We start from the raw sequence: 17,565 nt of genomic DNA on the forward strand, positions 1-17,565 counted from the left end.
GCATCTTATGGACAGTATAATGAATGTAGCAGAGGTTCAGTTAAGCTATAGAAGCTGTGTTAAATCATCAACCAGATACAAGATAAATAGCTCACAAGATAGCTATGAACTGCTAATTAAGTACTTCCCTGATGATACAATAGGCTACAGGGAAAGCTTTAAAGTAGTGCTACTTAATCAGTCTAACAGAGTATTGGGTATAGTACCTATTTCAGAAGGTGGAATATCTGCAACTTATGTAGATGTAAGGCTGATATTACAAGCTGCATTACTGGCTAATGCAACACAGGTAATATTGGCACACAATCACCCTTCTGGTAGTATGAAACCCAGCACTTTGGATGATACTCTAACTGAAAGAGTTAAGAAGGCAGCTGAACTCATGGAGATTCATATAGCAGACCATGTAATCCTAAGCCCAGAGAATGAATACTACTCATACTATGATGAAAGCAAACTATAAATCCATACATATTCAACCCTACCAATAACCTATCACTCTCTACTAACACTCTCTCCCTACCATTTCTTTCCATTATGATGGGAAATAATGTTAGTCTCACTTGGTTGATGGTATATATTTATAGAGTAAGTGAGATTGCACAGTGTACTCACTTTTAATTCTAATTATAGAGAAAGTGAGTACAAACTATCATCTTGTTTAGGATATGCTATATTGGTTGAGGCTTTAGAGGTGTTGATTGAAATGGGTACGGATGTTACCTGTACTTCAAAATATCCTTCTGAGGACTGTTAGAGAAAGCTGAATAAGAATAATGTTATAACAAACTAAATTATTATGAAAGATGCAGTAACAGAGCTAGCCATGATTGTAGTATTCTCTATTATCATGAGCTTATTTATAAAGGACTAGGAGTTTAAGACCTCTTATTATGTGTTTTATTGTTGTTTCAAGCCCCAGTCTGCAATAGGATTGGGGCTTTTAAACCTATTAGAATGGAAGCTTTATATTTATTAGTGCAATGGGGTGAAGTACTTATTGCAGGTACTTTATTTGTTTATTGGGCATACAAGAAGTAAGGTTAAAACCTACCTTTGTATGCAGTTAAGATATAGCCCACACCTATGGTACTGATATGGCTTTAAACCTATTAAAAGTAGCTCTCTAATGATGAAGTATTGCTGAAAAGTTCTAACTTTGCAACATGAACTAATTAAATGAGAATTAATGAAATAGAAGTTTAACTAAGACATATTAGAAGAAGAAGTGTTTGCTTCTTGCTTGATGTTATCAGAGAAATCGCCAATTTCAATCAGATATAACCATCAAAAGCAGGTTAGTGAATGCTCATACCTATATAGGTGTGGGCTTTCCTTGTTTGCGTGGTTATAGGTGTTTGGCGATACCTTCTGATAAGCATCAAGGCTAGGCTCACACCTTCTTTTTGTAGTATGGCTACAAAAAGTAATAATTATGGGAATATTAAATTTATTCAGAAAAAGGATTAAAGACCCTGAACTATGCAGGCTACGAGACCTACTGGCAATAGTCTACGCTAGTGGAGAAATGACCACCAAAGAGAGAACTACTATTCTTGAAATAGCAGCAAAGCACAACATTAGTAGTAGTAAGTTTCATCAAATGCTTGAAATAGATCCTGATAGTGTACAAGATATATACCCTACCAGTGAAGAAGACAGGTATCAGTATCTGTATGAGTTGATATATCTAATGACAGTTAACAGAAAACACAGTACACGAGCAATAGACTATATTAGATTTATTGCTGCAAAGATGGGATACAGCCCTAAAGATGTATATGAAATGACTGAAATAATAGATTCAAGCCCCTTTACCCCCTCTACAAAACAGAAGATTACACCTACTAAATGGACTATTAAGTTTGAAAGGGACTTTAATCAGGAAGAGGTTGCAGCAGTTGAGCAGGCAGTTGTGGTATCATCAGAGTATGGTAACTCTATTCAGTTCACTTTGAGGTCTGGTGGTATGACCTACATACCTTTAGACCATAATAGTGATTTGGGTACTGGTGAGATTATTGACATAACTAAAGCCAAACTTATTTGTTTAGAGAAGTCTGGTGAGTCTGACATCTACAGAGTAGGGTATCAAGAATCACCTTGGTAACATACTAATGAGATCACTTGTTAATCCAAATAACTACATTAGTACTAAACACATTCTAATGAATATGAGAAACAACTTACTGAATGGAAAATAGATGCTCTATTATCTATGGACTAGAGCATACCAGACTTCCACTAATCCCAGTTGAAGTTAAGGATAAATACCTTAGTTTCATCTTAGACACTGGAAGTACCTGTAGTCTAATAGACAGCACTGTAGTAGAATATTTCAAGGATATAGTAAAGCCTATTGGTGAGTATTGTATCAGTGGAATAGAAGGAACTAAGCACAAGGTAGAAATGATTACTCTACCTTTCACTTTTGAAGGTCAGGTTTATAAGCCTAAGTTCTGTGTTAAGCCTTTACTTAATACCTTTATAGGTATTGAAGATGAAAGTGGAATACAGATACATGGTCTACTTGGGACTGACTTCTTACTGGAAAACCAGTGGGTAATTGATTTTAAAGAACATATAATACACTACTAAATGCTATCACTTGCTTTATTATTAATCACATTCTATGGAATTCACTTATTCTTAAAGTGGTTTTTAAGTAATAAAAGAGGGAGATGGGCAACTATTGTCTTGTTTATTCTCCATAGAGCTATGTACCTTATGATATACCTTTTCAATTGGTTCATAATCATAAATGCTATACCTAGAAAGACAGAATTACTTATAGCATTAGTCTTTACTTTTCCAATGGCTTGGTATATGGGAAAAGTGTGCCTCCATGATATAGATATGCCTCAAAGGATACAATGGTACCCTTTCTTTGGAAGGTATTTCATCCTCTTTAAATGGAAGATTATTAAATGGGAATACAAAGATAAAGATGATTACACAATATATTAGAAGATAACTATGAGATATGAACCTCACGGACAAGTAGACTTGGAAGACCAGTGGATTAATCCTTGGTTCAATTTGATAGGATGGTTGGTCATCATCCTGTGTGTATGGTATAATCAAAGCTATTCTATAAAGAAGATGACCTATAAGCAGTCTGAAAATGAATGGGAAAAGCCTGTAAAGATAGAGATGTCATGGAGTAAAAGATGTATAGTTATCTTTAAATGTCTAGCCATTGATGTTAAGAATAACCCTCGCTATACTCTTGGATGCTGTGCTCTCTTGATATACCTACTAATCAGATGCTTCTTATAGCCATCACATATAGTGAAGTCATAAAACGAAGTATCTATTAGTTTTGAAAATAAACAATTAACATAACCTATTAAACTCCAACATTATGCCTAATCCACAAAACAACAAATGGTCTGGTATCATATTACTCATAGGAGCAATCATGCTTATCATCATTATGATTATCCTAACAGTCAAAGCCAGTTCAAACATATAGTGCAATGACATTAGAGCAGTATGCCTACCTTCATTAAAATGAAAAAGATATTTGATGAATCAAATAGATTTGCTACATTTGCATTAACCACTTTAACAGATTTAATTATGAAACACAAGAAAGAAGTTTAGCACCTCTAAGTGCTATTGGTAGCATGACACTAGCAAAATAGTATCACTACCATTGTTGGTCTATAGTTGTCCTATAGACTATTACAGAGACTGTAAAAAAGACTAACAATTACACATATCATAGAAGTTTATTTTCCAGTTTGTGGTTCTGAATGTCGCCGGTTCGAGTCCGGTCTTCCACCCAACAAAAACCCTTGTAAGTTAAATACTTATGAGGGTTTTCTGCTTTCAGGAAATAGACATCTTAGAGAGCAAATCATGCTAAATCCTACCTAATATTCCTTGTTGTTGGTCTATTGTTGACCCCCAATTAAGTAAGTTAAAATGCTAACAAATAATACATAAATCTTTCCGTTTAACCCATAAACCAAATATATTCTCTATATTTGTGTAGCATTTGCACTAAAAGAACATAGTATATCATGGAAAATGAAAAGAAATTAACCCGCTCTTCCAATCGAATGATTGCAGGTGTATGTGCCGGAATAGCCGAATATTTCGGATGGGATGCTACTTTATTGAGAATAGTATATATATTGGCTACATTCTTCACCGCTTTCGCCGGAGTGATTATATATATTATCCTGTGGATTGTCATGCCGGGAAGAAAACCTTCAGACGGATATGAAGACCGCATGAATCAACGCCTACATTGATATGAAAATCAAGAATATCGACCATATCGTCATACCGGTGTCCGATATAGATAAAAGCCTACATTTCTACACAGAAGTCCTGGGAATGGAAGCCGATACAAGCAACCAACGCTTTGCCGTCAAGTTCGGTAATCAGAAAATCAATCTTCATGTAGGAAAAGCACAGTTACTTCCTGCAGCCAAGCATCCTGCTTTCGGAAGTGCGGACATCTGTTTACTTACAGAAGGAAACATAGAGGAAATAAAGGCCGAAGTAGAATCCAAAGGAATAGAAATAGAAGTCGGTATAGTCCAGCGTCAAGGTGCGCAGGGGGCCATCCGGAGTATTTATTTCAGAGATCCGGATGGTAATCTGATAGAAGTAAGTACATTAATATAATTCCAGCCCGAACTCATCTTTCAGTTGCATCAATGCCTGATTCTTTTGAGCCATCATCTGGAATTTCTCGACACGTCCCACAGGACGTACTGTTTCTGTTGCCTCACTTACCCGCACTGTCATCATCACTTTACTGTTCTTCAGTCTGCCGCGAAGATAATCCTGCAATTCGGGAATCAAAGCTGTAAAATCCTTTGCAGCAAACTCATTATCAACCACCACTTCAAAAGTCGTTGAGTTGTTAAGCAACGCCGGACGGAGCATCTGCATACGTTTTGCAAGAGCATCCTGTTCTTTCGGCAACTGGCCGGCATACTCCTGCCAATAATAATTCAAATCCCGGTCATTGAACATAAAATCCTCTTCCGGTTGTTGCACCTTAGGAACATAAGTTGTAGTCGTATTTTGCGATACTTGGTCACGCTGCGGATTCTTGATAGATACCCCCAAGCTGGACATCTTCATCACGGGAATTTTTCGTTCTTCCTTGGCAGTCTGAGCAACTCCCGCTCCTTGTGACGGAGCAGACGAAGCCGCACCAGGAGAAGCCGGTGCTCCCGGTTGCACAGCCGCAGAAGCCTGCGGATGCTGGGCAGTAGTGCCATTAGCAGCCTGTGTTGTAACTGAAGACGGAGACGAATGAACTGGAGCCTGCTGAACCTGAGTGGCAGAAGCTACCTGCGGCTGCTGTGCTGCGGCAGGCTGAGTGAATACGGGTTTTATAGTCTTCTTAGGGCCACGCCCACCACTCACGTCATCCCCCTCGGTGGTAAGCTGTGCAACCTGTATCAAGGTCAGTTCTACCAGCAAACGCTTATTTTTGCTGATGCGGTAATTCAAATCGCACTCATTACACAGCTTCATAGCCCGGTACAAAAAAGGTAACGGACATTTCTGCGCCTGTTCCTGATAACGTTGGCGTATGCTCGCTCCCACTTCCAGTAAAGGCAATGTCACCGGGTCTTTCCCGACCAACAAGTCACGGAAATGAGACGACAATCCGGTAATAAAGTGACTTCCGTCAAAACCTTTATTCAATATATCATTGAAAAGCAACAATGCGTCGCTCACCTTGTTTTCGAGGAAGCAATCCGTCAGACGGAAATAATATTCATAATCAAGTACGTTCAGATTATCAATCACACTCTTATAGGTGATATTTCCTCCGGTGAAACTAACCACCTGATCGAAGATAGACAATGCATCACGCATACCACCGTCCGCCTTCATGGCTATCACGTTCAGCGCTTCCGGCTCTGCCGTGATTCCTTCTTTCGAAGCAACATACGACAGATGATTCACCGTATCTTCCACGCTTATCCGGTTAAAGTCATAAATCTGACAACGGGAAAGAATGGTAGGAAGAATCTTATGCTTCTCCGTCGTAGCCAGAATAAAAATCGCATGACGGGGAGGTTCTTCCAGCGTTTTCAGGAACGCATTGAAAGCAGATGCCGAGAGCATGTGCACCTCGTCGATGATATATACCTTATACTTACCAATCTGTGGTGGGATACGCACTTGCTCCACCAACTGGCGAATGTCATCCACCGAGTTATTAGAAGCAGCATCGAGTTCGTGAATATTATATGACCGCTGTTCGTTGAAAGCTACACATGACTCACACTGATTGCAAGCCTCTCCGTCAGCGGTAGGCGTCATACAATTAATGGTCTTGGCAAAGATACGCGCGCAAGTCGTTTTTCCTACCCCGCGCGGTCCGCAAAACAAATAAGCATGAGCCAGTTTTTGGGTAGCAATTGCATTTTTCAGCGTAGTAGTCAACGCCCGCTGTCCCACCACCGATTCGAACGTGGACGGACGGTATTTACGGGCTGAAACAATATAGTTTTCCATATCCGGGATTCTCTCTGTTTTTGAAATTTCGCTTATTCTGCAAATGTACACAAAAAAAGTGATAAGTAATAAGGGATAAAGAGAGAAGTTTTGAAGCCGAAGCGATAAGTTTTTAAGTTATTAGTTTTATCTTTGCAGATATTAAAAGGAGAAATTATGGGTAAACTAATCAGTATCTGGAGTTTCATATGCAGACGCAAGTACCTCATTACAGTCGTTGCATTTGCTGTTATCATTGGCTTTCTGGACGAGAACAGCCTGGTTCGTCGTTTCGGATATGAACGGGAAATCAGTCAGTTGAAAGAAGAGATAGAAAAGTACCGGGCAGATTACGAAGAAAACACCAAACGTCTCAACGAAATAAGTACCAATCCGGACGCCATCGAACAGATCGCCCGTGAAAAGTATCTGATGAAGAAACCCAACGAAGATATTTACGTTTTTGAAGATTAAAGAATGAAACAATTAGTACCCGCCCTTTTCACCGTAGGCGCCATAATGGCTCTCACCGGAGCAGCTGTGTTTATTACCGGATGGATATACGCTCCTTACATATATACTGTTGGAGCCGGATGTATCGCATTGGCACAAGTGAACACACCCGTCAAAGGAAAGAGCAAAACATTGAAACGCCTGCGTGTTCAGCAGATATTCGGTGCACTGGCACTTATCCTGACCGGAGCCTTTATGTTTACCACACGAGGCAATGAATGGATTGCCTGCCTCACAGTTGCTGCCATCCTCGAACTTTACACCGCTTTCCGTATTCCACAGGAAGAAGAAAAAGAAAGGTCATAAAAAAAGCCCGTTCATAGCTTTTCAGTCTTGAACAGGCATCACTTTTTTTAATTCGATAATGTTCCGTCCTTTTATAAAGAACGGAACAGTTTTATATCATTTATTTCTTCACAGGTGAATATCTTGCATTCAACCCGTCAACAATTTCTTTTGTAATATTGAAAGTGCTGTCAGCATAAAGCAGGTTATCGAAACCAGTGTTGCTGAAGATCAGGCTATATCCGTGAGTCTTATTATATTCTTTCAGGAAAGCGTTGATAGAATCGCGGAACTGCAAGCTATTCTTGTTGTTCTCTTCCATCAAACCATTCTGAAGTTTGTTGCTCAACTCTTGCAAATCTTGTTCCAACTTCACCAGACGGTTGTACTCTTGCTGCGCTCTATCTTGTGACAGGAAAGCATTGTTTTCAACTTTCTTCTGAAAATCTTGCTTTTCCTTGTTCAAAGAGGTAGCCTTCTGATTCAATGTCATACGAACGTTTTCGCTCTTCTTTACCATCGCCTCATTCAAGTCAATACAGAAATTGTATTTGGCAAGCAGCGTATCTATTTCAACATAGGCAATTTTCATTCCTGACAGTTCGGCATTAGCCTGAGCCGGAGCATTGGTAGTTTGATTGTCAGTTTTGCCAGCACATTGTGAAAATAAAACGATAAACGCAAGAGCAGCCAAACCGTTCATGAGGTAGTTCATTCTATTCATAATTAATAAGTATTGTTTTTAATAAATTTAATTCATACTATCGTTCAAGGCTTTTTCCAACTCGTTAATAGAAAAACGCGGCTTCTTTTGTGCTTCGCGATCTTGCGACTGTGCGCATCCGATTCCTTTCTGACGCAACGCTTTATTCCCACTCACGTGACCATTCGGGAACTTCCCACCCTTCGTAAAGAATACTTTCACCCCTAATAATACCAGGGAAATAGCAACTATTAACAAAGTTATCAGTATAGTCTCAACCATTTCTATTAATTTTGTGAGTGCAAAGATAGGCTTTAATGAGATATGAGTTCAGATAAGTCAATCAAATTAACCATATTTAGCAATAGAAGAAGCGAAAACAGCCCTTCTATTCCTATTATAAAATAGAAACAGCATGGAAAAAAAAGACTTAAAGCCGGCTGGCGTATTCAAGTATTTCGAAGAAATCTGCCAAGTGCCACGCCCTTCGAAGAAGGAAGAGAAAATGATTGCCTACCTGAAGGCATTCGGAGCAAAACATAATCTGGAAACCAAGGTGGACGAAGCCGGCAATGTATTGATTAAAAAGCCCGCTACTCCGGGAAAAGAAAATCTTCAAACCGTCGTTCTGCAATCGCATATCGACATGGTGTGCGAAAAGAATAACGATGTTCAACACGACTTCCTCACCGATCCCATCGAAACGGAAATTGACGGTGAATGGCTGAAAGCCAAAGGCACTACCCTCGGAGCCGACAACGGTATCGGTGTAGCTACCGAGCTGGCTATCCTGGCTGACGACAGCATTGAGCACGGTCCGCTGGAATGCCTGTTTACCGTAGACGAAGAAACCGGACTGACCGGAGCTTTTGCCCTGCAAGAAGGTTTTATGAGCGGTGACATCCTTCTGAACCTCGATTCGGAAGATGAAGGGGAAATCTTTATCGGATGTGCCGGAGGTATCGACTCCGTTGCAGAATTTACTTATAAGGAAGTGGAAGTTCCCGCCGGATATTTCTTCTTCAAGGTGGAAGTGAAAGGGCTGAAAGGCGGTCACTCCGGTGGCGATATTCACCTGGGACGTGGCAATGCCAACAAAATACTGAACCGTTTCCTTTCCCGCATGACTGCCAGACACGATCTGTACCTATGTGAAATCAACGGTGGTAACCTGCGCAACGCTATTCCCCGCGAGGCTTATGCCATCTGTGCTGTTCCCGAAGACGCCAAACATGATGTCCGCACCGAACTGAATATCTTCACCAGCGAAATGGAAGACGAATTGTCCGTTGTAGAGCCCGACTTAAAGCTGGTTCTCGAATCGGAAACTCCGCGCAAAATGGCTATCGACCAGGATACTACTACCCGTTTATTAAAAGCTCTGTATGCAGCTCCTCACGGTGTATATGCCATGAGCCAGGATATTCCCGGACTGGTGGAAACTTCTACCAATCTGGCATCTGTCAAGATGAAGCCCAACCATATCATCCGCATTGAAACCAGTCAGAGAAGTTCTATATTGTCCGCACGCAACGATATGGCGAACACGGTTCGCGCCGTATTCCAACTGGCAGGAGCCAATGTTACTTTCGGAGAAGGTTATCCGGGATGGAAACCGAATCCACATTCGGCCATCCTCGAAGTAGCAGTTGAATCATACAAACGCTTATTCGGCGTAGATGCGAAAGTAAAAGCAATCCACGCAGGATTGGAGTGCGGCCTGTTCCTTGATAAGTATCCAACGTTGGATATGGTTTCTTTCGGACCGACACTTACAGGTGTTCACTCTCCCGACGAACGGATGCTTATTCCTACCGTAGAGAAATTCTGGAAACATCTGTTGGATATCTTGGCACATGTACCTGCCAAAAAATAACAGACAGATAAAATATCACAAAAAAGAGTATGGTAACAAGCGGAAAAGAATCGCTGCTGCCATGCTCTTTTTTACAATGTTTTTAATTGTCGTAAGTTTCTTCGTTCCTTGCTCTGTCATAGCACAAGACTATCATAGCAAACAAGCTCCCTGTCAGGAAGAAAGAATCCCTTTCCGTGTTGTCAGCTGGAACATAGAAAACCTGTTCGATACGCACCATGACAGTTTAAAGAACGACCACGAATTTCTTCCCGATGCGCTGCGTCATTGGAATTATAGCAGATATAAGAAAAAGCTGGCTGATGTGGCGCGAGTAATCACAGCTATTGGAGAATGGAATCCTCCTGCACTAGTCGGATTATGCGAAGTGGAAAATGATACGGTGCTGCGTGATCTGACCCGCCGTTCTCCTTTAAAAGAGCTTAACTATCGTTATGTAATGACCGATTCCCCTGATTTGAGAGGGATTGACGTAGCCCTGCTTTACCAACGGGATTTATTCAAGCTGTTATCTTCCCGTTCTATCTCCATTCCTCCGTTGAGACAATACCGCCCGACAAGAGATTTGCTGCACGTCAGCGGACTTCTGCTGACGGGAGACACATTAGACGTATTTGTCTGCCATCTCCCAAGCCGTTCGGGTGGAGCTAAAGAATCGGAACCCTATCGTTTATACGCAGCTCAAATTCTGCGCACGGAAGTCGATCACATTCTAAATATTCGTTCTCATCCGCAAGTTATTATTATGGGGGATTTCAATGATTACCCGACGAATCAATCTATCCAGAAAGTACTGGAGGCCGAAGCGCCTCCCATTACTGTCCCAAAGCCAGCCTCAACACTCAACTCCACCAACCCTTCAACAATTGTTCCTTCCTCACTAAAACTATATCATCTGCTTGCCCGGAAAGCGAAGTCAAAAAGCTTCGGTTCTTACAAATATCGCGGTGAATGGGGATTGCTTGACCATCTGATTGTATCGGGTACTCTATTAAATCAATCGAGCCATTTTTTCACCAGTGAAGAAAGAGCAAACGTCTGTCTTCTCCCCTTTTTACTGAAAGATGACGAGAAATATGGGGATAAAGAACCTTTCCGCACCTACAAAGGAATGAAATATCAGGGAGGTATCAGCGATCATCTTCCTGTTTATGCAGACTTCGAACTGATTCCCTATTGATTAGAACTCACCAAACGACGTCACAGTATATTCTGATAAGAGATCATTCTCATCGTAGTGAGAAAATATTCTCATCGCAATGAGAAAAAGTTCTCACCACTATGAGAATTTTTTCTCATAATGGTGAGAATGCTTGAGAATTATACTTACCTGATAATGGTTGACTAATCCGAGTACTGATAAACTTTTAAATCAAACTTCGGAACCATTGCCAGCAAATGATCGAAGATATCGGACTGGATACGCTCGTATTCTTTCCAAACCTTATTACGAGAGAAGAAGTAAACCTGAATAGGTACTCCGTACATGGTAGCTTCTTTTTGGCTGATAATCAAATCCAAATCCTGATTGACCACAGGCAGACTGCACAAATAGCGCTCAATATACACCCTGTACACTTGAGAATTGGTAGGAACCACTCCTTCTTCCGGTTGATAATCCGCCATTAATGGAATTTCTTTCCGGTAACGGTCCAGCATTTCCGGCGTACAGAATTGAAGTGTAGTTAAATCCAAAGTGATATTCTTCATCACCCGTCGTCCTCCCGACTGTGTCATTCCCCGCCAATTCTGGAAAGTACTGCTCACTAATGTATAAGGAGGGATAGTGGAAATGGTATTATCAAAATTCTGAATCTTGACCGTATTCAATGTTATCTCCTGCACCGTACCATTTGCGTCGCCGGAAGGTAACGTTATCCAGTCGCCCGGACGGACCATGTCATTGGCAGAAAGCTGAATACCTGCCACAAAGCCTAATATGGAATCCTTGAACACCAACATCAAAATAGCTGCCGAAGCACCCAGCCCGGCAAACAAAGTGGCAGGAGATTTATTCACGATAATGGCAACGATTACAATTCCACCTACAAAGAAAAGAAGCACCTGCAAGACCTGAATAAACCCTTTCATCGGGCGATCCTTCATCGTTTCTTTTCCGTCATAGATATCCATTATCATCAACAGAATCCCATTAATAGCCAATAGTAAAGAGAAAATAATATAAACGACACACGCCTTTTGAGAAATCAACAACAACTCTTTCCCCCGGATAAAAGCCATCGGCAACAAAGCATAAACCAGAAAAGCCGGGATGGTATGAATCAAATGATGAAACACCTTGCGCTTCATCATCAACGTATTCCACTGATGGGGCTTCCGCCTCGTATACTGTTTCATTCCTCCGATCAAAATCGCCTGGCAGAGGTAATTCAGAACGACGGCAACCACTATCATCAGTAAAGCCATAATAGTCTCATCAAAACGATCGGCAACGCCCGGATCTATTCCCCAATTTATGAGGGTTTTATTCATCCATTTTCCTAAATCTACTACTAACATAACTTCTGTCTTTTTTAATAAATAACAGTAAAATATTCATTTGGTTTAGAAAAAAAGAGACCGGCACCTGATTCATTAAAAATCAAGATGCCGGCCTACACTGCTATTCTCTAAACATATCTTCCGATGAGGGCTCTATCAGGGAGCCACCATCACTCCTATTTCATCCATATTTACTTTTGCAACGGCAGCATCAGGCGTAGTGGCCTCCAGTTTAATGAAACGTGCCTGCACTTTCTGATTGAAAGCAACCGTCTGTGGCAACGGATTATGCATGATATTGCTGAACTCCCCACTGGTAGGAACCTCTTTCCAATTCTTGCCATCCACACTTACCAAGAATTTATAGCGGAATGCCATCGTCGGCTTTGCCTCCGCTTTCGCGGGAGCATACGTAAAACTGTTCAACGTTACTGTCTTTCCCAGATCAATCGTTAACGGAGAGGCAACCACTTGTTTCCATCCGGAACGCGGCAAATTATTCCAGTCTTCTTTCGTTGTTTCTTCCTGCAAAGGTTCCGCATAATAGGCAGCAACCTGACTAATAAATGCAGTCAACCGGCATTCGTCTATTTTCACGCGGAGCTTACTGGCCTTCACTGCCGGAAAACGCAACATACGCTTATATCCTATCGTCGTACCTTTTCCAACTTCCTTCCAGCCATTATCAGTCAGGGCTTCCACCGTAAAGGCTTCTACCCGCTGCCCTTTCGTTATATCTTCCTGAAGCATCACCACATTCATCTCTGCATTCGGCTTCAATGAATAAATCTTTTCACTGCCAGGGGTTGTATTCCAGTATTTTCTACCATTCACAACCTTGTTAGAAGCGAATACCCGCTCACGATAAGCTGCAAATTCATTCAATCGCCGCACATCGGCTTCATTAATCAGTCCCCTACGATCCGGAGGAATATTCAGCAACAAAACAGAATTATAACCTACTGATTGAAAATAGATATCCGCCAAATGTTTCAATGACTTCACTTTGCTGTCTTCTTCCGCATGATAGAACCATCCCGGACGAATGGATACGTCCACTTCCGAAGGATACCAGAATAATTCCGTAGCTTTCTCCAATATCTTACGGCTTCCCAAATCTTCCGCTTTACCAAAAACTCCCAGACGGTTATTATTCTCTTGTGAACGGGTATATATGCCGGGAGTTAGCACAGTTGCACTCCATTCTGTTTCACGTCCTAATCCTTTTTCGTTTCCTACCCAGCGGACATCATCCCCCATAATTGCCATCACAGCTTTGGGTTGAAGGCGTTGGATGGTCTGATAGAAAGCATCCCAGTCATACACCTGTTTCTTTCCGTTCGGACCTTCTCCATTCGCTCCGTCGAACCAGACTTCATGCACTTCGCCATAATTGGTGAGCAATTCAGTCAGTTGCCGGATGAAAAATTCATTGTAACGGGGAGAGTCCCCGTAACATTCCGCATTCCGGTCCCAGGGAGAAAGATATACTCCAAACTTCATATCATATTTATCACAGGCAGCACGAAGTTCTTTCACTACATCGCCTTGTCCGTTTTTCCAGGGAGAAGAGGCTACGGAATGTTTGGTAGTAGCCGTAGGCCACAGGCAGAAGCCGTCGTGATGTTTGGCAGTCAGAAGCACCATTTTAAAGCCGGCTTCCTTGAGGGTACGCACCCATTGTTCAGCATCCAGTTCCGAAGGGTTAAAGAGTGCGGGATCTTCTTTTCCGTCACCCCATTCACGCCCGGTAAAGGTGTTGATTCCGAAATGGAGGAAAGCTGTCAGTTCCAATTGTTGCCAGGCATATTGCTGCGGAGTGGGCACCAGCCGTGCTGCCATATCGACTTTCTGTTCGAGAGTTGCACCTTGAGGAAATTCAACATGCTTCACATAATAGTTTTCTTTTTTCTGCGCCTGCACTCCGCTCATGAGAGCAACAGACAATAAAAGAGAGGTCAGTAGTTTATTCATGGTCTATTATTTATTGCAATCGTACAAAGATAAAATAAAGGTGCAGATTTCACGATTATCACGGAATACTTTCTTACGATATTCCATCCAATCAGTGTAACCCCCACCTTTATATATTATCTAAAAACCTATTGATTCAGTATCCATTTCACCGGATAAAGGGTAAATTCAAAACTCTGTTTCCTTAATGGAACCAAGTATTGCGGTAATACTCCGGGGCCACAAGTGGCCGTTCCCACACCTGCCTGTTCGGCATCCAGATGTACTGTCAGCAATCCATCACGTTCCAGTTCGTTGATATGGCGGGCTTTCACTAATAATACATCCGAGAAAGGAATGATACTAAACTGGAAAGCACGATCCGACTCAACAAAGATGCCTTCGCCGGAAGTATCTGCCAATTTCGCCCAACGTACATCGGTGCGGTTGCCCGTAGATTGCGGAGCAACATAATAATGGAACATCCGTTCCGGTGTAGTCTGATATACACCGATTTTGCCGGATTGATTGCGGTCAGCGTATGTTTCATTGTCCCCGCGTCCCAAGTAAGAAACCTGATCGTAAGAGTTCGCTACCCGGAATGTCAAGCCCAGACGGGCCATGGATTTCACGATGGTCGTATCGGGCTGGAAAGTAGTGTGTACCTTCAGTGCACCGTTTTTATCCAACGAATACACAAAATCGGCTGTTCCTACCTTTTGATTTTTCGCATTTAGAATTTCTACACGGGCGGTAGTCGAAGTCTTACTTTCCTTCAGTGATATTACTTTCTGGGTCAGACCATCCAGTCCTGCATCACGCCACAGGCGTGCGCCGTTTTTATCCCGGTTGTCATTATCCGTTGCCGGGCGGAAAAGGCTCAATGTCAGCGGAGCAGCCAATAAATCTTTGCCGTTCAGGTTCAATGAAGTAAGCGCACCTGTTTTCTTATCAACGGTGAAAGTTGTTTCACCTGCTTTTTGCGGACGGTAGCCTGTGTAATTCTTATTACCGGCAAGTACAAACTGGTCGTATGCCACTTCCCAGTCCTTATCTATCATTGAAGAAGCTTCACGACGGGTCCAGCTGATATTCAGATAAGCCTCACGAACTGTATTCGGAAGTTTTACAGCACCCAAAGTAATATCGACGGTGGCGTGCGGCGCACAATCAACCGTTTTCGTACCTTCCGCCAAGATCTTACCATTATCTGCTGTCACATTCCAGGTCAGTATATACTCGTTCAAGTTAGAGAAGTCGTACCAGTTCTTAACACGGATAGTCAGATTCTTCTGATTTGCCATCGTTGCTTTTATGTTCTGATATACTTTCTTTACTTCGAGCAAATGCGGGTGCGGTTCACGATTAGCGCCTACCAAGCCGTTACAGCAGAAGTTGCCGAAACTTGGAATTCCTTCCGGTCCGTAATCGCCGCCATACGTCCAGTACCATTTACCGTTCTTGTCTATTTCGCGGAATGACTGATCCACCCAGTCCCAAACGCAGCCGCCTTGTGCCATCGGGTTGTTTTCAAATACATCCCAGTATTCTTTCAGTCCACCGCAACTATTACCCATTGCGTGAAGGTATTCACAAAGAATAAAAGGACGATAGATGTCTTTCTGGTTTACATACGCTTTGATGTCATCCACACCGCGGTACATACGACAGTAAATATCTGTGTTATAGTTCAATTCGGCACGTTCATACTGCACGGGACGAGTTTTCTCTACCGATTTCAGCCAGTCATAGGTACGTTCGAAGTTGATTCCGTTTCCGGCTTCATTTCCCAACGACCAGATAACGATAGCCGGGTGATTCTTGGAACGTTCATACATACGTTGGGTGCGATCCATGTGCGCGGTCAACCAGGTACTATCCTTGGCAAGGGAAGCAGGCCCGTATCCCATTCCGTGAGATTCGATGTTTGCCTCATCAATCATGTACAAGCCGTAACGGTCGCAAAGTTGATACCAGTAAGGATGCGTGGGATAATGCGAGTTACGTACGGTGTTGATATTGTGCTGCTTCATCAGTTTGATGTCCAGTTCCATCAGTTCCTTGCTCACGGTACGTCCCAGCTGGGAGTGTTCGTGGCGGTTGGTTCCCTTCACCAGTACCGGAACGCCGTTGATACAGAAACGTCCGTCTTTGATTTCCGAGGTACGGAAACCTACTTCACAGCCGGTCAGTTCAGTGACCTTGCCTTGTTCATCTTTCAGTTCGAGCACTAATGTGTAAAGATAAGGATGCTCCGCACTCCAAGCCTTTACACCGGGGAGCTTCTTTTCGTCAAATGCGATAAAATTGCTCAATCCACGGGATTTTATCCGGATGGCATCCTGCAAAACTGCTTTGCCTTCAGCATCTTTCAGTGTATAAGCAATGGAAGAAGCAGTAGCGGAAGGTCCTTCCACGGCCACTTCAAGTCCGAAAATACCATCTTTGTATTTCTCTTTTTCTAAAGAAGCATTCAGTTTATAGTCTGCAATGTACTGCTTGGGGGTGCTGTAAAGATACACGTCACGTTCGATGCCGCTCAAACGCCACATATCCTGACATTCCAGATAAGCGCCCGAACTCCAACGGTATACCTCCAAGGCGACCACATTTTCGCCTTCATTCAGGACATCTGTAATATCCCATTCGGCAGCCGTCTTTGATCCCTGGTTATATCCCAGTAATTTTCCATTCACCCATATATAATAGAAAGAAATAACTCCTTCACAACAAAGTACTACCCTACGTCCTTGCCAGTCGGCAGGCACTTTGAAAGTACGGCGGTAGGAGCCGACTTCATTCTCTGCATAAGGTACCAGCGGCGGATTCTTCTTGAAGTTGAACATTTTATCATCAAACTCGTACGTCTCGTTGACATAGATAGCTGTGCCATACCCCTGTCGTTCCCAGTTACCGGGCACGTTGATATCCGCCCATCCTCCTGTATAATAAGAAGGTTGGTAAAAGTCCTTCGGACGGTTATCGGGATTCTTCACCCAATGGAATTTCCACTTTCCGTTCAGGCTCATATAAAAAGGAGACTGTTCATATCCTCCCGGCTTTTCAATGTCGGAAGCGTTGGCGTAAGGCCATACGTATGTGTGAGGAGCGAGTTTGTTCAGTCCCACCGCATATTGGCTTTGCCATTCGGGCAATGGCTGTTGCTGCGCTAAAGTGAAAGTAGTAGCAGCCAGCACTACCGATAAGATAAAAAAAGTTCGTTTCTTTAGGTTCTTCATTGTCATTGTTATTGATG

The 17,565-nt window shown here is 42.4% G+C and carries 15 protein-coding genes; 9 read left to right on the top strand and 6 right to left on the bottom strand.

Annotated features, from left to right (window positions below; genetic code table 11):
* Positions 1 to 7 precede the first annotated feature (7 nt).
* The 5 genes from H8796_RS22750 to H8796_RS22770 all read left to right on the top strand — a co-directional run bounded on the left by H8796_RS22750 (position 8) and on the right by H8796_RS22770 (position 4,641).
* The gene (locus tag H8796_RS22750; RefSeq protein WP_008999871.1) at positions 8 to 463 is read left to right on the top strand and encodes a JAB domain-containing protein; all 456 of its coding nucleotides are present in this window, start codon (positions 8 to 10) and stop codon (positions 461 to 463) included.
* A 972-nt stretch (positions 464 to 1,435) separates the two neighbouring features.
* The gene (locus H8796_RS22755) at positions 1,436 to 2,110 is read left to right on the top strand and encodes a hypothetical protein (RefSeq protein WP_008999870.1); all 675 of its coding nucleotides are present in this window, start codon (positions 1,436 to 1,438) and stop codon (positions 2,108 to 2,110) included.
* An 83-nt stretch (positions 2,111 to 2,193) separates the two neighbouring features.
* Positions 2,194 to 2,598 carry an aspartyl protease family protein gene (locus tag H8796_RS22760; protein WP_008999869.1) on the top strand — a complete coding sequence of 135 codons (405 nt, stop codon included), beginning with the start codon at positions 2,194 to 2,196 and terminating at the stop codon, positions 2,596 to 2,598.
* A 1,430-nt stretch (positions 2,599 to 4,028) separates the two neighbouring features.
* The gene (locus H8796_RS22765; protein WP_004300799.1) at positions 4,029 to 4,262 is read left to right on the top strand and encodes a PspC domain-containing protein; all 234 of its coding nucleotides are present in this window, start codon (positions 4,029 to 4,031) and stop codon (positions 4,260 to 4,262) included.
* Between the two features lies 1 nt (position 4,263).
* The gene (locus H8796_RS22770) at positions 4,264 to 4,641 is read left to right on the top strand and encodes a VOC family protein (RefSeq protein ID WP_117934046.1); all 378 of its coding nucleotides are present in this window, start codon (positions 4,264 to 4,266) and stop codon (positions 4,639 to 4,641) included.
* Here H8796_RS22770 and H8796_RS22775 read toward each other — a convergent pair.
* Complete coding sequence (locus H8796_RS22775) at positions 4,633 to 6,498, bottom strand: DNA polymerase III subunit gamma/tau (protein WP_117934048.1); 1,866 nt, start codon at positions 6,496 to 6,498, stop codon at positions 4,633 to 4,635. The genes H8796_RS22770 and H8796_RS22775 overlap by 9 nt on opposite strands.
* A 156-nt stretch (positions 6,499 to 6,654) precedes the next feature.
* Here H8796_RS22775 and H8796_RS22780 point away from each other — a divergent pair, with 156 nt between their 5' ends.
* Positions 6,655 to 6,951, top strand: coding sequence for a septum formation initiator family protein (locus tag H8796_RS22780; protein WP_004300802.1), 297 nt, complete (start codon positions 6,655 to 6,657; stop codon positions 6,949 to 6,951).
* Positions 6,952 to 6,954: 3 nt separating this feature from the next.
* Positions 6,955 to 7,296, top strand: a complete 342-nt coding sequence (locus H8796_RS22785) for a hypothetical protein (protein ID WP_074638637.1) — start codon at positions 6,955 to 6,957, stop codon at positions 7,294 to 7,296.
* Positions 7,297 to 7,396: 100 nt separating this feature from the next.
* Here the strand turns inward: H8796_RS22785 and H8796_RS22790 are convergent, their stop codons facing one another.
* On the bottom strand, positions 7,397 to 7,999 hold the full coding sequence (locus H8796_RS22790) for an OmpH family outer membrane protein (protein WP_004300804.1): 603 nt from the start codon (positions 7,997 to 7,999) through the stop codon (positions 7,397 to 7,399).
* 27 nt (positions 8,000 to 8,026) lie between these two features.
* Entirely contained in the window at positions 8,027 to 8,260 is a 234-nt protein-coding gene (locus H8796_RS22795) for a hypothetical protein (RefSeq protein WP_004300805.1), read from the bottom strand.
* A gap of 133 nt (positions 8,261 to 8,393) precedes the next feature.
* Between H8796_RS22795 and H8796_RS22800 the strand changes: the two genes are divergently transcribed.
* Together H8796_RS22800 and H8796_RS22805 are read left to right on the top strand one after the other, a co-directional pair.
* The gene (locus H8796_RS22800; protein WP_117934050.1) at positions 8,394 to 9,854 is read left to right on the top strand and encodes an aminoacyl-histidine dipeptidase; all 1,461 of its coding nucleotides are present in this window, start codon (positions 8,394 to 8,396) and stop codon (positions 9,852 to 9,854) included.
* On the top strand, positions 9,835 to 11,034 hold the full coding sequence (locus H8796_RS22805; protein ID WP_117934052.1) for an endonuclease/exonuclease/phosphatase family protein: 1,200 nt from the start codon (positions 9,835 to 9,837) through the stop codon (positions 11,032 to 11,034). Before H8796_RS22800 ends, H8796_RS22805 begins: the two co-directional genes overlap by 20 nt.
* 164 nt (positions 11,035 to 11,198) lie before the next feature.
* On the opposite strand, the gene H8796_RS22810 is transcribed toward H8796_RS22805, so the two are convergent.
* The 3 genes from H8796_RS22810 to H8796_RS22820 form a co-directional block, all read right to left on the bottom strand.
* A complete protein-coding gene (locus H8796_RS22810; protein ID WP_117934054.1) occupies positions 11,199 to 12,374 on the bottom strand; it encodes a mechanosensitive ion channel family protein in 1,176 nt (391 codons plus the stop codon).
* A 138-nt stretch (positions 12,375 to 12,512) separates the two neighbouring features.
* Positions 12,513 to 14,330 (bottom strand): alpha-L-fucosidase, encoded by a 1,818-nt coding sequence (locus H8796_RS22815; protein WP_117934056.1) that lies wholly within the window; start codon positions 14,328 to 14,330, stop codon positions 12,513 to 12,515.
* A gap of 128 nt (positions 14,331 to 14,458) precedes the next feature.
* The gene (locus H8796_RS22820; RefSeq protein WP_117934156.1) at positions 14,459 to 17,548 is read right to left on the bottom strand and encodes a glycoside hydrolase family 2 TIM barrel-domain containing protein; all 3,090 of its coding nucleotides are present in this window, start codon (positions 17,546 to 17,548) and stop codon (positions 14,459 to 14,461) included.
* Positions 17,549 to 17,565: the final 17 nt, after the last annotated feature.

This window comes from Bacteroides sp. M10, assembly GCF_014334015.1.
Classification (GTDB): Bacteria; Bacteroidota; Bacteroidia; order Bacteroidales; family Bacteroidaceae; genus Bacteroides; species Bacteroides intestinigallinarum.

Bases quoted from the DNA above. Each gene is read 5' to 3' on its own strand.
- H8796_RS22750 (WP_008999871.1), top strand. From the start codon at position 8: ATGGACAGTATAATGAATGTAGCAGAGGTTCAGTTAAGCTATAGAAGC.
- H8796_RS22755 (WP_008999870.1), top strand. From the start codon at position 1,436: ATGGGAATATTAAATTTATTCAGAAAAAGGATTAAAGACCCTGAACTA.
- H8796_RS22760 (WP_008999869.1), top strand. From the start codon at position 2,194: ATGGAAAATAGATGCTCTATTATCTATGGACTAGAGCATACCAGACTT.
- H8796_RS22765 (WP_004300799.1), top strand. From the start codon at position 4,029: ATGGAAAATGAAAAGAAATTAACCCGCTCTTCCAATCGAATGATTGCA.
- H8796_RS22770 (WP_117934046.1), top strand. From the start codon at position 4,264: ATGAAAATCAAGAATATCGACCATATCGTCATACCGGTGTCCGATATA.
- H8796_RS22775 (WP_117934048.1), bottom strand. From the start codon at position 6,498: ATGGAAAACTATATTGTTTCAGCCCGTAAATACCGTCCGTCCACGTTC.
- H8796_RS22780 (WP_004300802.1), top strand. From the start codon at position 6,655: ATGGGTAAACTAATCAGTATCTGGAGTTTCATATGCAGACGCAAGTAC.
- H8796_RS22785 (WP_074638637.1), top strand. From the start codon at position 6,955: ATGAAACAATTAGTACCCGCCCTTTTCACCGTAGGCGCCATAATGGCT.
- H8796_RS22790 (WP_004300804.1), bottom strand. From the start codon at position 7,999: ATGAATAGAATGAACTACCTCATGAACGGTTTGGCTGCTCTTGCGTTT.
- H8796_RS22795 (WP_004300805.1), bottom strand. From the start codon at position 8,260: ATGGTTGAGACTATACTGATAACTTTGTTAATAGTTGCTATTTCCCTG.
- H8796_RS22800 (WP_117934050.1), top strand. From the start codon at position 8,394: ATGGAAAAAAAAGACTTAAAGCCGGCTGGCGTATTCAAGTATTTCGAA.
- H8796_RS22805 (WP_117934052.1), top strand. From the start codon at position 9,835: ATGTACCTGCCAAAAAATAACAGACAGATAAAATATCACAAAAAAGAG.
- H8796_RS22810 (WP_117934054.1), bottom strand. From the start codon at position 12,374: ATGTTAGTAGTAGATTTAGGAAAATGGATGAATAAAACCCTCATAAAT.
- H8796_RS22815 (WP_117934056.1), bottom strand. From the start codon at position 14,330: ATGAATAAACTACTGACCTCTCTTTTATTGTCTGTTGCTCTCATGAGC.
- H8796_RS22820 (WP_117934156.1), bottom strand. From the start codon at position 17,548: ATGAAGAACCTAAAGAAACGAACTTTTTTTATCTTATCGGTAGTGCTG.